14 protein-coding genes are annotated in these 12,739 nt (G+C 69.0%); 5 read left to right on the top strand and 9 right to left on the bottom strand.

The features are described from left to right. Positions 1 to 846: 846 nt before the first annotated feature. Positions 847 to 2,034 (top strand): pyridoxal phosphate-dependent aminotransferase, encoded by a 1,188-nt coding sequence (locus tag HDA41_RS21725; RefSeq protein WP_184986304.1) that lies wholly within the window; start codon positions 847 to 849, stop codon positions 2,032 to 2,034. Here the strand turns inward: HDA41_RS21725 and HDA41_RS21720 are convergent. The 5 genes from HDA41_RS21720 to HDA41_RS21705 form a co-directional block, all read right to left on the bottom strand. Then, entirely contained in the window at positions 2,031 to 2,270 is a 240-nt protein-coding gene (locus HDA41_RS21720; protein WP_184986302.1) for a PIN-like domain-containing protein, read from the bottom strand. The genes HDA41_RS21725 and HDA41_RS21720 overlap by 4 nt on opposite strands. Then, complete coding sequence (locus HDA41_RS21715) at positions 2,260 to 2,913, bottom strand: DUF433 domain-containing protein (protein WP_184986300.1); 654 nt, start codon at positions 2,911 to 2,913, stop codon at positions 2,260 to 2,262. Before HDA41_RS21715 ends, HDA41_RS21720 begins: the two co-directional genes overlap by 11 nt. A 97-nt stretch (positions 2,914 to 3,010) precedes the next feature. Further along, positions 3,011 to 3,889 carry a hypothetical protein gene (locus tag HDA41_RS21710; protein ID WP_184986298.1) on the bottom strand — a complete coding sequence of 293 codons (879 nt, stop codon included), beginning with the start codon at positions 3,887 to 3,889 and terminating at the stop codon, positions 3,011 to 3,013. A gap of 282 nt (positions 3,890 to 4,171) precedes the next feature. Next, positions 4,172 to 4,303 (bottom strand): DUF397 domain-containing protein, encoded by a 132-nt coding sequence (locus HDA41_RS41420; protein WP_230299491.1) that lies wholly within the window; start codon positions 4,301 to 4,303, stop codon positions 4,172 to 4,174. After that, positions 4,266 to 5,180 (bottom strand): helix-turn-helix domain-containing protein, encoded by a 915-nt coding sequence (locus tag HDA41_RS21705; protein ID WP_184993621.1) that lies wholly within the window; start codon positions 5,178 to 5,180, stop codon positions 4,266 to 4,268. Before HDA41_RS21705 ends, HDA41_RS41420 begins: the two co-directional genes overlap by 38 nt. Before the next feature lie 176 nt (positions 5,181 to 5,356). On the opposite strand from HDA41_RS21705, the gene HDA41_RS21700 reads away from it, so the two are divergent. Then, complete coding sequence (locus HDA41_RS21700; protein WP_376706807.1) at positions 5,357 to 5,812, top strand: ATP-binding protein; 456 nt, start codon at positions 5,357 to 5,359, stop codon at positions 5,810 to 5,812. A gap of 33 nt (positions 5,813 to 5,845) precedes the next feature. Here HDA41_RS21700 and HDA41_RS21695 read toward each other — a convergent pair whose 3' ends face one another. Further along, positions 5,846 to 6,406, bottom strand: a complete 561-nt coding sequence (locus HDA41_RS21695; RefSeq protein WP_184986297.1) for a Uma2 family endonuclease — start codon at positions 6,404 to 6,406, stop codon at positions 5,846 to 5,848. A gap of 137 nt (positions 6,407 to 6,543) precedes the next feature. Further along, positions 6,544 to 7,071, bottom strand: a complete 528-nt coding sequence (locus HDA41_RS21690) for a YbjN domain-containing protein (RefSeq protein WP_114254409.1) — start codon at positions 7,069 to 7,071, stop codon at positions 6,544 to 6,546. A 159-nt stretch (positions 7,072 to 7,230) separates the two neighbouring features. Here HDA41_RS21690 and HDA41_RS21685 point away from each other — a divergent pair, with 159 nt between their 5' ends. Further along, entirely contained in the window at positions 7,231 to 7,713 is a 483-nt protein-coding gene (locus HDA41_RS21685) for a hypothetical protein (protein WP_221511576.1), read from the top strand. A 41-nt stretch (positions 7,714 to 7,754) separates the two neighbouring features. On the opposite strand, the gene clpB is transcribed toward HDA41_RS21685, so the two are convergent. Next, a complete protein-coding gene (gene clpB / locus HDA41_RS21680) occupies positions 7,755 to 10,376 on the bottom strand; it encodes an ATP-dependent chaperone ClpB (protein ID WP_184986295.1) in 2,622 nt (873 codons plus the stop codon). A 103-nt stretch (positions 10,377 to 10,479) separates the two neighbouring features. On the opposite strand from clpB, the gene HDA41_RS21675 reads away from it, so the two are divergent. Further along, positions 10,480 to 10,896 carry a pyridoxamine 5'-phosphate oxidase family protein gene (locus HDA41_RS21675; RefSeq protein WP_086604768.1) on the top strand — a complete coding sequence of 139 codons (417 nt, stop codon included), beginning with the start codon at positions 10,480 to 10,482 and terminating at the stop codon, positions 10,894 to 10,896. A 191-nt stretch (positions 10,897 to 11,087) separates the two neighbouring features. On the opposite strand, the gene HDA41_RS21670 is transcribed toward HDA41_RS21675, so the two are convergent. Beyond that, complete coding sequence (locus HDA41_RS21670) at positions 11,088 to 11,423, bottom strand: Rieske (2Fe-2S) protein (protein ID WP_020269590.1); 336 nt, start codon at positions 11,421 to 11,423, stop codon at positions 11,088 to 11,090. 367 nt (positions 11,424 to 11,790) lie between these two features. Here HDA41_RS21670 and HDA41_RS21665 point away from each other — a divergent pair, with 367 nt between their 5' ends. Then, entirely contained in the window at positions 11,791 to 12,735 is a 945-nt protein-coding gene (locus HDA41_RS21665; protein ID WP_230299464.1) for a helix-turn-helix domain-containing protein, read from the top strand. Positions 12,736 to 12,739: the final 4 nt, after the last annotated feature.

Raw genomic sequence — 12,739 nt, 5'->3', positions numbered from 1 at the left:
GTGTTTTAGAGGGAATCATGAACTGTGGCGCCGCAACAGCGTCTTTACCCAAGTTCGTAGGGTTTCCATCCCTCAGAGGGCTCCACAGCTCACCTGTTCAACCACGGCGTGCGCCGGCACCGGAAGGCGTGCGCCGGTGCGCCGTGGCTCACGCCCGGAGCCGGGACGAAGTGCCTGTTGACGCACGCAGTTGCCGGAGTCACGCGCTGGTCCGTCACTCCTCGGCGGCAGTTGCTCTACAGGTATGCGAAGTTGACGGCCTGCCCTTTCGAGTTGCCCGACGGACGTCCGACGCATCCGCCGGACGGGAACCCCGGACCTCCGGTCGGCGCGGGAACCCCGGACTTCCCGCCGACACGGGAACGCGGGGCCCGCCCCAGGTGCGGACCCCGCGTTCGGTGGTTGCGGCTCCCCGTCGGGAGCGCGGCCGACGTACGTCAGCTGCCTCCGCCGCAGCCACCTCCTCCTCCACCCCCGCCGCAGGACGACCCGCCTCCGCAGGACGAGCTGCCGCCGCAGGAGTGCCCCCCGTGGTGTCCGCCGGACGAGCCGGAGTCTCCGCCCCCGGCCCACCAGCTGCCGCCGCTGTCGTGACGCGATCCGGTGGACGCCCCCGCCCCGCGACGAGCCGTCCCTCCGGACGCGTTCCTGCGGCCCTTGGACACCAGCGCCCCGACCAAGAGCACTCCGATCACCGCCAGGATGATGCCGAAGACCATGGCGTCACCCTCCTTCCGTTCCCCCGAAGCGGCCCCCCGTGGGCGCCTCGCTCTTGCGTGACCGGGAGATGCCCGCCTCGTGTGCGGCCCAAAGCAGAGTTGAGGAACTCCAGAGCTTCGGCGGAGGATGACCTGCATGACCTCCACCGCGCGCCCCTTCCTCAACCGCCGGCTCGCCGAGTTCGGGACGACGATCTTCGCCGAGATGTCCGCCCTGGCCCTGAGCACCGGCGCCATCAACCTCGGGCAGGGGTTCCCCGACACCGACGGCCCGGAGGAGGTCAGGGAGGCGGCCGTACGGGCGCTGCGGGACGGCCTCGGCAACCAGTACCCGCCGGGCCCCGGCGTCCCCGAGCTGCGCACCGCGATCACCACTCACCAGCAGCGGCGCTACGGCCTGTCGTACGACCCGGACAGGGAGGTCCTGGTCACCGCGGGCGCCACGGAGGCCATCGCCGCCTCGCTGCTCGCCCTGCTGGAGCCGGGTGACGAGGTGATCGCCTTGGAGCCGTACTACGACTCGTACGCGGCGTGCATCGCGATGGCGGGCGGGCGCCGGGTGCCGGTCACGCTCCGCCCGCACGACGGCAGCTTCCGCCTGGACCTCGACGAGCTGCGCGACGCCGTCACCGAGCGCACCCGTCTGCTGCTGATCAACACGCCGCACAACCCGACCGGCACGGTCCTCACCCGCGAGGAGCTGGCGGCGATCGCCGAGCTGGCGGTGGAGCGGGACCTGCTCGTGGTGACGGACGAGGTGTACGAGCACCTGGTCTTCGACGAGGCCGAGCACGTGCCGCTGGCGACGTTCCCGGGGATGCGCGAGCGTACGGTCACCATCGGGTCGGCCGGCAAGACGTTCTCGTTCACCGGCTGGAAGGTCGGCTGGGTGACGGCGGCGCCGGAGCTGGTCACGGCGGTGCGCTCGGCGAAGCAGTACCTGACGTACGTGGCGTCGGGGCCGTTCCAGTACGCGGTGGCGGAGGCCCTGGCGCTGCCGGAGTCGTACTTCACGGCCTTCCGGGACGACATGCTGGTCAAGCGGAACCTGCTGACGGCGGGCCTGGAGGAGGCCGGCTTCCGGGTCTTCCGCCCGTCGGGGACCTACTTCGTCACCACGGACATCCGCCCCCTCGGCGAGACGGACGGCTTCGCCTTCTGCCGCGGCCTGCCGGAACGCGCCGGTGTCGTCGCGATCCCGAACGCGGTCTTCTACGACCACCGCGAGGAGGGCGCGCCGTTCGTACGGTTCGCGTTCTGCAAGCGGACGAGCGTGCTGGAAGAGGCCGTGAAGCGGCTCAGGGCGGCGCTCTAGACGCACCACATCGTGGCCACCGGCCGGATCTCCAGGTCCCGGCCCTTGATCCGGCCGTCCTTCGAGAGCGGCACCCATGACTGGTCGAGACCGTGCGCGATCCACTCCTCATCGGCGATGTCCTGTCCGTCCTCAGGGAAGACGTCACCGATGCGGTGAACGATCCAGCCGCACGCCCTCAGCCCTTCCGCGACACGACGTCCGAGATTGCGGTCGAGGAAGAACTCAGGCGGCAAGGCGCACCACTGCCCGGCACAGCTCGTCGACCTGCTCGGGCGTCATGTCGAAGTCGTACGCGATGTCCTCGACGCTCTCCCCGGCCTCCCAGAGGTCGGTGATGGCCTTGACCGCGACACGGTTGGCGGCCACGACGGGCGTCCCGTGCCCGAACCTCGGGTCGATCACGACGGGTACGGAGTCCGGGTACTGCCTGAGCCGCAGGCTGGAGGGGAAGTCGTCGTCGGCTTCCCAGTTCAGGTAGCGGAGGTAGTCGGAGACCACCTCGTGGATGGGCGCCTGACCGTCTCTGGCTCTACGGAGATCGCCGAGGCCGTGTTCGACGAAGATGTCCACGCCGTCCGTCGCGATCCGCTTCGACACGAGACCGTACGGGGTGGCGAAGGCGTCCCGTACGGCGGCGGCTTCCCTGATCTCGCTCATCCGGAGCCCCAGGGAGCGCAGGGAACGGAGGACGTGAGCCTCGGCGACCGCGATGAACGGCACCGAGGGCTGGCCCTTGCGTAGCGGCTCGACCTGATGGACCAGGGGCGCCCCGGCAGCCCTGCCCTTCAGCCACGAATGGAGCGTCGACTGCGGAATCTCCAGGTAGGAGGCCGTCTCCGCGGGAGTCAGAAGTCCGTCCCTGAACCTGTCGACCATGCCCCACCTCCTCCTGCCGTCTTGCCAGGTACCGCGTTTCGCATCGTCGCACATCAAGCCTGCCACCCAGGGGCGAACAGCACACCCGCCCACCGGCTCAGCCGACCGCACGCAGGCGTTCCTCGCCAAAGCGGTCCCGGCAGCTCCGGCAGTGTCCGGGCTTCGGGGCGCGGAAGGCACGCTCACAGCCGTCGCAGGTCTGGAAGGGCAGTACGACCGGACGCTCGATGCTCGGGTGCAGCGGGAGCGAGGGAGGCGCCGGCAACGGTGTTTCCCGGAGCCGGAAGGCGAGAACGCTTGCCGGTCGGGCCCGGAAACGGTCGGGGAGCCGTACGGTCAGCAGTTCGGTGATCTCCCGCGGCCCCACACCGGCCGCCAGCCACTCGGCGACGGCCGGCGCCAGGCGGGCGGCCTCCTGCGCGGACAGGACGAGGCGAGGGTCGACCCGGCGCAGGGCGGTCAGTACGGCGACCGCCTTGGGGTCGGCGTCGGCGAGTGCGGGCGCCACGCTGCCGGGCTCCTCAGGACCGGGAGCGGGCGCGGCCTCCCGTAGGGCCGCGGCCTCCTGGACGGCGGGCCGGGGCCGAGACGACTTCGGCGGCTCGGGCGGGTCGTCCGGGCCGTCGCCGCCGGGTACGTCGTAGAAGTACGTCCGGGTACGCACCTGCCCGGTGGGCGTCCGCTCACGGCGGCGCTCCAGGTATCCGGCGGATTCGAGCTCCCTGAGCGCTCGCGAGATGAGGATCTCGCCCTCGCTGAAGTGCTCGCACAGGGCGGCGATGCTCACGGGTGAGCCGTCGGGCAAGGAGGAGATGTACGCCGCGACACCGACCGTGACCGCGCTGCCGCGCCGCTGGGCGAGCGCGTTGGAGATCACGGTGAAGTCGGCCGTCAGCCGGGTGCGTACGTGGATCACGCCGGAGGTCGGAGCTCCGGCGTCGGCGCGCAGGGGCGCGTTAGACTGCGGGTCAGCCATCGGGAAGCTACTACTTCCTGATCGGTCAGGCCCTCGATCGGGATGCCAGTCCCGGCCGGGGGCCGTCTCTGTTTGCGGTTGTCGCGGCGAACGTAACGGTCCGTGTCCCGACCCTGCAAGCCGGTCACTCGCACGGGTGACACCCGCCCTCTGGCGCGGGGAGGGTGGGTGGGCGGGTAGTTCTTTCCCCCGGTTCTTTGAGGAGGTCAGTGGCCGACCGGACCCTCGCGGACAAGGGCCCGGTGAGTCCGAAAGGCGGACGGCGACCGGGGACCGGCTGCCTCAGGAACGGCCGCTCCCGGCCTTCAGCTCGGCTATGAAGCCGGCCCAGGAGGAGGCCTCGAAGCACAGCACCGGACCAGCCGGGACCTTGCTGTCACGGACGGGGACGACGGCCCGGAACCCGTCGGCCACCTCCACGCAGTTGCCGCCTTCCTGATTGCTGTAGCTGCTCTTGCGCCAGGCGGCGCCGTTCAGATCGGGACGGGACCTTCGCTCCACGGTGGTTGTCCTCCATCACGGATCGGATCATGTCCAGGGACATGAGCGGGGGCAGAGCTGCCGCCCGCAGCCGATCGTAGGTCAGTGCGAAGCGCCTGACTTCGTCTGGATCCTCGATGAGTTGGCCGTAGTGCGCGCCCTCGGTGTAGGCGATTTCCGAGCCGTCCGGCATGGTGAGCAGCGTGAGCGAGCCGCCCATGACATCGTGCTCGCCCTGGTCGAACGGCAGCACCTGCACGGTGATGTGAGACTCGGGCGCGGTTGCGAGTAGACGTGCCAGCTGCTCACGCATCACCACCTGCCCACCGATGGGACGCCTGAGCACCGCTTCGTCGAGAACCACCCAGAGTTCAGGCCGATCGTGCGTGGTGAGGCGTTCCTGCCGTCCCAGACGAAGACTGACCCGCTCTTCCAACTGCTCCTGGCCACCCAGCGTTCGGCCGACGCGCAGTACCGCCCGTGCATAGTCCTCTGTCTGCAGCAAGCCAGGCACCACATGCGCTGCGTACTCGCGGATGGCCACCGCCCGCTCCGAGTACTCCATGAACCTCCGCGACCAGTCCGGAAACGCCTCCCGGTACACATACGGCCACAGCTCCACCAGCAGGTCCTCCGCGCCGAGTGCCGCGTCCAGCGCACGCGCCAGCTCCAGCGTCGGCTTCGCTCCGGACGCCCGCTCGATCTGAGTGATCCGCGTGCTCACCACATGCGCCAGCACGCCCAGCTCGGCCTGCGTCAGCCCCGCAGCCTTCCGGAGCCGGCGCACCCGCGCACCGAACAGGGCGGCCATCGACGCGCTGGGGTCAATTCCGTTGGCCAAGGCATCACTTCCGTTCCTTACGGCCTCACAAGTAAGGCTGTGCCCCCTGTCGAGCGTAGGACGATCGGCCGACTCTTGAGCACGGAACGTGATGACTCGCGTGCGCCCTGGAGCGCCGCGACGCGCAGATAAAGGATGAACAGGCTGTGCTGACAGATACCGCCACCCCGGGAGACATGCCGCAGCGTGAACTCCCTTCGCTCACAATGCAGTTCGCCTCCTCCCCGCGCGGTGCGCAGCTCGCCCGGCGTCACGCCGTCCGGTGGATGGGAGAGCGGGGCTACCCTCCGGCGTCGGACGTCTCCTGCGCGGTAGCCCTCGTCGTCGGCGAACTCGCGGCGAACGCCGTACAGCACGGTCGGGTGCCCGGCCGGGAGTTCGGCCTCCGGCTCGCTCTGGACCCGACTGCGGGCCTGCTGCGTGTCGAGGTCGCGGACGCCGCCTCCGCGAAGCGGCTGCCCACGGCCGCGCCCTCGTCCTGTCCCGAAGGTGAGTCCGGCCGGGGGCTGCTCCTGGTGGACGTCCTGGCCGAGCGCTGGGGGTCGAGGCCTCGCAGCCCGGTGGGCAAGACGGTATGGGCGGAGCTGTGTCTTGAGAACTGAAGGCGATCCGCCTGCACACCCGGGAGACGATCGTCAGTGGGCGTCGGCGTCCGCCTCGGGCTCCGGGCGCGGGAGCTCGTCGAGGTCGAGGGTGAAGGTACGGCCGTCGGCCAGGGGAATGGGGAGCTTGCCGGTGCCGTACTTGTGGGTGTGGGCAGCGATGTAACCCGTGGCCGTCGGCTGGGTGTGGAGGACGACTTCCTGGGCGTACGGGTCCACGACCAGATAGATCGGGATGCCGTAGCGGCCGTACTTCGCGGTGCAGTCGTCGTAGTCCTTGCGTGCGGAAGAGGTCGAGACGACCTCGGAGATCAGCAGGACGTCCTCGAAGCTGTAGCGCTTGCCTTCCTTGCGTGCGTCCTCGCGCAGGATCGCCAGGTCGGGGGCGGAGTTCTCGTCGGCGGGGAAGTCGATGTAGACGTCGGAGGTGACCTTCGCGTGACGGCCGAGGGCGAGAGCGGAGTCGATCTGCATCGACCTGATGGTGCTGGAGTGCTCTTCGCTCTGCGGGGTCATGATCACCTTTCCGTCGGCCCCGAACAGGACCGTGTACCCCTTGGGGAACTCGGTGTGCACGATCGCGTCGACGCTCATGAACGGCTCCTTCCCGTGTGTGGTCAGGATACGGCCGACAGCGCCGTGTCACGAAAAGGCAAAACGGCGCGTACAGCGCGTACCTGCTCGTACGCGCCGACGCGCCGACGCGCCGCTGGGCCGGGGGCCCGCTGGGCCTACTCGTCGTCCTCGGGCTTCTCCGCCTCGTTGATCTCCTCCTCGAGACCGAGCTGCTCGATGAGCCACTTGTCGAACTCGATGGCGGCCCGCACCCAGCTGACCGTCGAGGAGACGAAGTGCTCCAGGCTCACGCCCATGCCGATCAGCATCTGGGCCTCGCCGATCAGGCGGACCGTGCCGTCGTCATGGGTGTGGCTGTAGACCTTGGGCCACAGGGTGCGGCGGTTCCAGTCGTCGATGGACTCCAGGATCTGCGGCTTGGCCTCGATCTCGTGAGGCCGGTCGTAGAACGTCCGCACGGAGAAGACCTGCTGGTCTCCCTCACCCCGGAACATGAAGTAGGTGCGGAACTGCTCCCACGGCGCCGCGAGGTCTCCCTCGTCGTCGACGACGTACTTGAGCTCCATCTGGTCGAGGAGCTGCTTCACGAGGTCCTGATCCGGGACGACGGGGCCCGCCGGTCCTTGCGGCTGCGGCTCGGGCTGGCCCCCGAAGTTCGGAATCGAGGACGGGTCGATGGTCACCGTGAATTTCCCTTCGTACGGATTCCGCCATCCTCCCCCATGCGGGGAGGGGGGTGGCAAGCCCCGACAGACCCTCTAAGCCCATGGCTGACACGATCCGGTCAACCGCAACCTCCAGGTGCCGCACGCCGTCCTCCTGAAGGGCGGACGGAGGGGGCGATGGTGAGGGAAGCGGGCAGGGGCTACACGCGGTGGCGGCTGGTCCTGCCTTTCCTGGCCGTGCCGGTGCTCCTCCTCGGATTCCTGATCGTCGGCCTCTTCATGTGGGCCCTGTCGGACGACGAGTACCCACGCGCGGGGGCCCTGAAGAAGGTGACCTGCGCCGAGGCGCTGGCCTTCGGCGGTGCCTCGCCTCCGGCGAACGCCCACGTCGGAAACTGCACCGTGCAGCAGGGCATCGACACCGCGTACGCGGCGGTGCTGCGGATGCCACGGGAGGACGTGCGCGACTGGCTGCGCGAGACGTACCCGAACGCCCCGGAGGTCCGCACCGATGCCTCCTGCGGGGCGCTCTGTCTCGATGTGAGCCACGAGGACGGCCTGCCGGCCACGGCCGAGGCACACGTGGTGCAGGTGCGGGTGGAGTACGAGAACGAGAACGCCGAGACGGCGCTGGTGCGCTTCTCGGCGTTCACGATGTGACGGGGCCCGTCGTCCTTACAGGTCGTCCTTGCAGGTCGTCCTTACAGGGTCTTGTCCGCAGCCGGTCCCACCAGCAGTTCGTCGCCGAAGCGGTCCACGCGGACCGTGTCGCCGTCCTTGATCTCGCCGGAGAGGATCTCCTTGGCGAGCCGGTCGCCGATGGCGGTCTGGACGAGGCGGCGCAGCGGACGCGCGCCGTACGCCGGGTCCAAGCCCTCCTCCGCGAGCCAGGCCAGGGCCTCCGGCGTGATGTCCAGGCCCAGGCGCCGCTCGGCGAGCCGCTTGGCCAGACGGTCGATCTGGAGCTTCGCGATGCGCTCCAGCTCGGGCTTGGTCAGGGCCGAGAAGACGACCAGGTCGTCCAGGCGGTTGAGGAACTCCGGCTTGAAGGAGCTCCGTACCACCTCCAGGACCTGCTCCTTCTTCTCCGCCTCGCTGGTGAGCGGGTCGACCAGGAACTGGCTGCCCAGATTCGACGTCAGGACGAGGATGGTGTTGCGGAAGTCGACCGTGCGGCCCTGGCCGTCCGTGAGACGCCCGTCGTCGAGCACCTGGAGCAGGATGTCGAAGACCTCGGGGTGGGCCTTCTCCACCTCGTCCAGCAGGACGACGGAGTACGGACGGCGGCGCACCGCCTCCGTCAGCTGGCCGCCCTCCTCGTAGCCGACGTATCCGGGCGGGGCGCCGACCAGCCGGGCCACGCTGTGCTTCTCGCTGTACTCCGACATGTCGATGCGGATCATCGCCCGCTCGTCGTCGAAGAGGAAGTCGGCGAGGGCCTTGGCCAGTTCGGTCTTGCCGACACCGGTCGGGCCGAGGAAGAGGAAGGAGCCGGTGGGGCGGTCGGGGTCGGCGATCCCGGCACGGGACCGTCGTACGGCGTCGCTGACCGCCCGCACGGCCTCGGTCTGGCCGATGAGCCGCTTGCCGAGCTCGTCCTCCATGCGCAGCAGCTTCTGCGTCTCGCCCTCCAGCAGACGCCCGGCGGGGATGCCGGTCCAGGAGGCGACGACGTCGGCGATGTCGTCGGCGCCGACCTCCTCCTTGACCATGGTGTCCTTGGCGCCCCCGCCGGAGGCGGAAGATGTCAACGCCTCCTCGGCCTCGGAGGCGGCCTCCAGTTCCTTCTCCAGGGCGGGGATCTCGCCGTAGAGCAGCTTGGAGGCGGTGTCGAAGTCGCCGTCGCGCTGGGCGCGTTCGGCCTGGCCGCGCAGTTCGTCGAGGCGTTCCTTCAGCTCACCGACGCGGTTGAGGGACTGCTTCTCCTTCTCCCAGCGGGCGGTGAGGCCGCGCAGCTCCTCCTCCTTGTCGGCGAGGTCGCGACGCAGCTTCTCCAGGCGCTCGCGGGAGGCCGCGTCGGTCTCCTTGCCGATCGCCAGCTCCTCCATCTTCAGCCGGTCGACGACGCGCTGGAGCTCGTCGATCTCGACGGGGGACGAGTCGATCTCCATGCGCAGCCGGGAGGCCGCCTCGTCGACGAGGTCGATGGCCTTGTCGGGCAGGAAGCGGGAGGTGATGTACCGGTCGGAGAGGGCGGCGGCGGCGACCAGCGCGCTGTCCGCGATCTGCACCTTGTGGTGGGCCTCGTAGCGGCCCTTGAGCCCGCGCAGGATCGCGATGGAGTCCTCGACGGTCGGCTCGGCGACCAGCACCTGCTGGAAGCGCCGCTCCAGGGCTGCGTCCTTCTCGATCCGCTCGCGGTACTCGTCGAGGGTCGTGGCGCCGACCATGCGCAGCTCACCGCGCGCGAGCATCGGCTTCAGCATGTTCCCGGCGTCCATGGCGGAGTCGCCGCCGGCGCCGGCCCCCACGACGGTGTGCAGCTCGTCGATGAAGGTGATGATCTGCCCGTCGGAGCCCTTGATCTCGGCGAGGACGGTCTTCAGCCGCTCCTCGAACTCACCCCGGTACTTGGCCCCGGCGACCATCGCTCCCAGGTCGAGCGCGACGAGCCGCTTGTCCTTGAGGGACTCCGGGACGTCCCCCTTGACGATCCGCTGGGCGAGCCCTTCGACGACGGCGGTCTTGCCGACGCCGGGCTCACCGATGAGGACGGGGTTGTTCTTGGTACGGCGGGACAGCACCTGCACCACGCGCCGGATCTCCTGGTCCCGCCCGATGACGGGATCGAGCTTGCCTTCCCGCGCGGCGGCGGTGAAGTCGGTCCCGAACTTCTCCAGGGCCTTGTACTGGCCCTCGGGGTCGGCCGTGGTCACCCGGCGCGCTCCTCGCGTCTTCTGGAAGGCGCCCTGGAGCTTCTTGGCGTCGGCGCCCTGCTGGGACAGCACCTCGCCGGCCGCGCCGCCCTTCGCGGCGATGGCGATGAGCAGGTGCTCCGTGGAGAGGTACTCGTCCCCGAGGTCCTTGGCGCGGGCCTGCGCGTCGGCGACGACGGCGAGCATCTCGCGGTTGGGCTGGGGCGGCGCCACGGTGGACCCGGTCACGCTGGGCAGGCCGGCGAGCACGCGCTCGGCTCCGGCGCGTACGGCCGCCTGGTCGGCGTCGACCGCGGCGAGCAGATCGGTGATGTTCTCGTTGTCCTGTCCCTGGAGCAGCGCGAGAAGCAGATGGGCGGGGGTGAGGTCGGGGTGCCCCTCGGTCACCGCCCGATTGCTGGCCGCGTTGATCGCATCCCGGCTCCGGTTGGTCAGCTCGGCGTCCACGTTCGCGTTCTCCTCCTTGCACTGACCCGAACGACTTACACAAAGTTGAGTCTAGTCCACTCAATGCCGATCCGGGAGGGTCACGGGGGCTAAGTTCCGGGGCATGGCGACCAAGTACTCCGTCGATCCGGGCGCTCCGGACGAGCCGTACCTCAGCTTCTGGCGGGAACGGCACGTGTGCACCCTGACGACTCCCCGCCCGGACGGCACTCCGCACGTGGTACCCGTCGGGGTCACATACGATCCCGCGGCCCGGCTCGCTCGGGTGATCACGAACAAGGCGAGCGCCAAGGCGCGGCACGTGCTGGCCGCCGGAGAGCAGGGAGCGGCGGTCGCCGTCTGCCAGATGGAGGGCAAGCGCTGGGCGACCCTGGAGGGCCGGGCCTTCGTCCGCACCGAACCGGACCGGGTCGCGGAGGCGGAGCGCCGCTACGCCGAGCGCTACGGACGGACCCCCTCACCGAATCCCGCACGCGTGGTGATCGAGATAGAGCTGACGCGGGCGATGGGGCGAGGCTGATGCCGACGCCGATGCGGAGGTTGACCGAAGTGAAAATCCACACCGGTGATCGACTGGATCCGGCCAGGCCGTGACCGCGGCGATAACCCGAAATGTCGCCAGAAACTGCAGCGGCGTCACCGTGTTCAGGTCACGGTGACGCCGCTGCGGGGGGAAGCACCTGAGCGATCTGTTACGACGGGGGAATCGCGTCAGGCACTGCGGGGGGTGGCAGAGATGGTCCTCGGGACAGGAGAGTCGGCCTCCACCTGCTCGTGGTCCCTTTGGTCCAGGTTCACAAAGATCATTCCGTACCGTACGGCACACCGCACGGGCTGCGGCGCCCCCCGAGGCCGCCGCAGACACCGGTAAGCCCGTACGTCCTCGTCCTCGTCCCGCGTGACGACCACCGGCTCGCCGAAAACGGTCACCATCAACGAGTCACCGCTGTGGGGGATGGCGGTGACCAGGTCGATGAAGTGCCAGCCGGAGCGGTAGGCGGTGGCCATTTCGCGGCGGAAGGAGCGGTCGTCGGGTGGAGTGGTCACGGTCAGCTCCCAGATCCCGCTGCAGCGGAACTCGGCCAGCTGGTGTTGTTCACGCCGTGGCTGGTTTGAGCTACCGCCGGCCAACTGGTGTTCGCCCGAACATCGCCCTTCTCATCGGAGAAGCCACTCAGCGCGCCGAGGGTCACAACGACGGAGAAGGCGGCGACAAGCACCGAGCGAAGCATTCTGTTCCGCATAGTCGGCTTCGTCCTCACTTGAAGGTCCCCTTTTCCCCCGTCGAGTACGACGATGGCTCATTCGGGCACGTCATGGCCACAGAATCGATGCATCATGTTCCTGCATGTTCAGGACCCTGGGGGGTGGAGATTTGGCAACAGATCGAATAAAAGGGACACATCCCCATGCGATGACCGAGTGGTGCGAGGAGGGCGGACGTCTCTATGCCACCGCTCTGCGCACAGGGCGCATCGCACGTGCGGACGTGGAGCCGGCCCCCTGCCTGATGGAGTTCGCCCTCCTCCACCCCGATCCGGACGATCCCGACTGGTTGCGCCCCGTGGCCCCGGTCGTCGCCCTTTCCCGGCAACTCAACCCCCTGGAACACGAGATCGCCGAGCGCAGGCGCCTGGCTGTCGACCTTGCGGAGACCTTTCAGCCGTTCATGGCCCTGGGCACCCAGATCGCAACGGTGAGTGACTCCATCACCGTGCTGGAAGGTGGCGAACGTATCAACGCCGCACTCAACATGGCCACGGTCCAGTGCCGGACCGAGGTCCTCACCCTCCAGCCGAGCGACCGTATGTCCGAACGCAGCCTCCTCAGAGGGCTGGAACGCGACAAGCCACTTATCGAACGCGGTGTGCGGATCCGTACGGTGTACCAGCACACCGCCCGCTACAACCCGGAACAACTGGCCTACGCGGCCAGGCTCTCCGACGGCAAGGCGGAGTACCGCACCATAGACGAGTTGGTGGAGCGTTTGATCATCTGCGACCAAACCGTCGCCTTCATCCCCGCCCGGGACGACCAGCAGGTGGCCCTGGAACTGCGCCACCCCGGCCTCGTCCGCTACCTGATCAAGCTGTTCGAATACCTGTGGGACCGCGCGGTCCCACTGAGCACCGGCACCCCGTACGAAGCGGTTACCGGCGGCATCACGGACGTCCAGCACTCCATAGCCAAGCTTCTGGTCGAGGGGCACGTCGACGAGGCCATCGCCCGCCGCCTCGGCATGAACGTACGCACCTGCCGTGCGCACATCGCCAAGCTGGCGTCGGCCCTGGGCAGTGGCAGCCGAGCTCAACTCGGGTACCTCATAGCGCAGTCGGGGATCCTGCAGCAGGACCACTGAAAAG

Source organism: Streptomyces caelestis, from assembly GCF_014205255.1.
Classification (GTDB): Bacteria; Actinomycetota; Actinomycetes; order Streptomycetales; family Streptomycetaceae; genus Streptomyces; species Streptomyces caelestis.
This window is presented reverse-complemented; position numbering and strand designations above follow the sequence as displayed.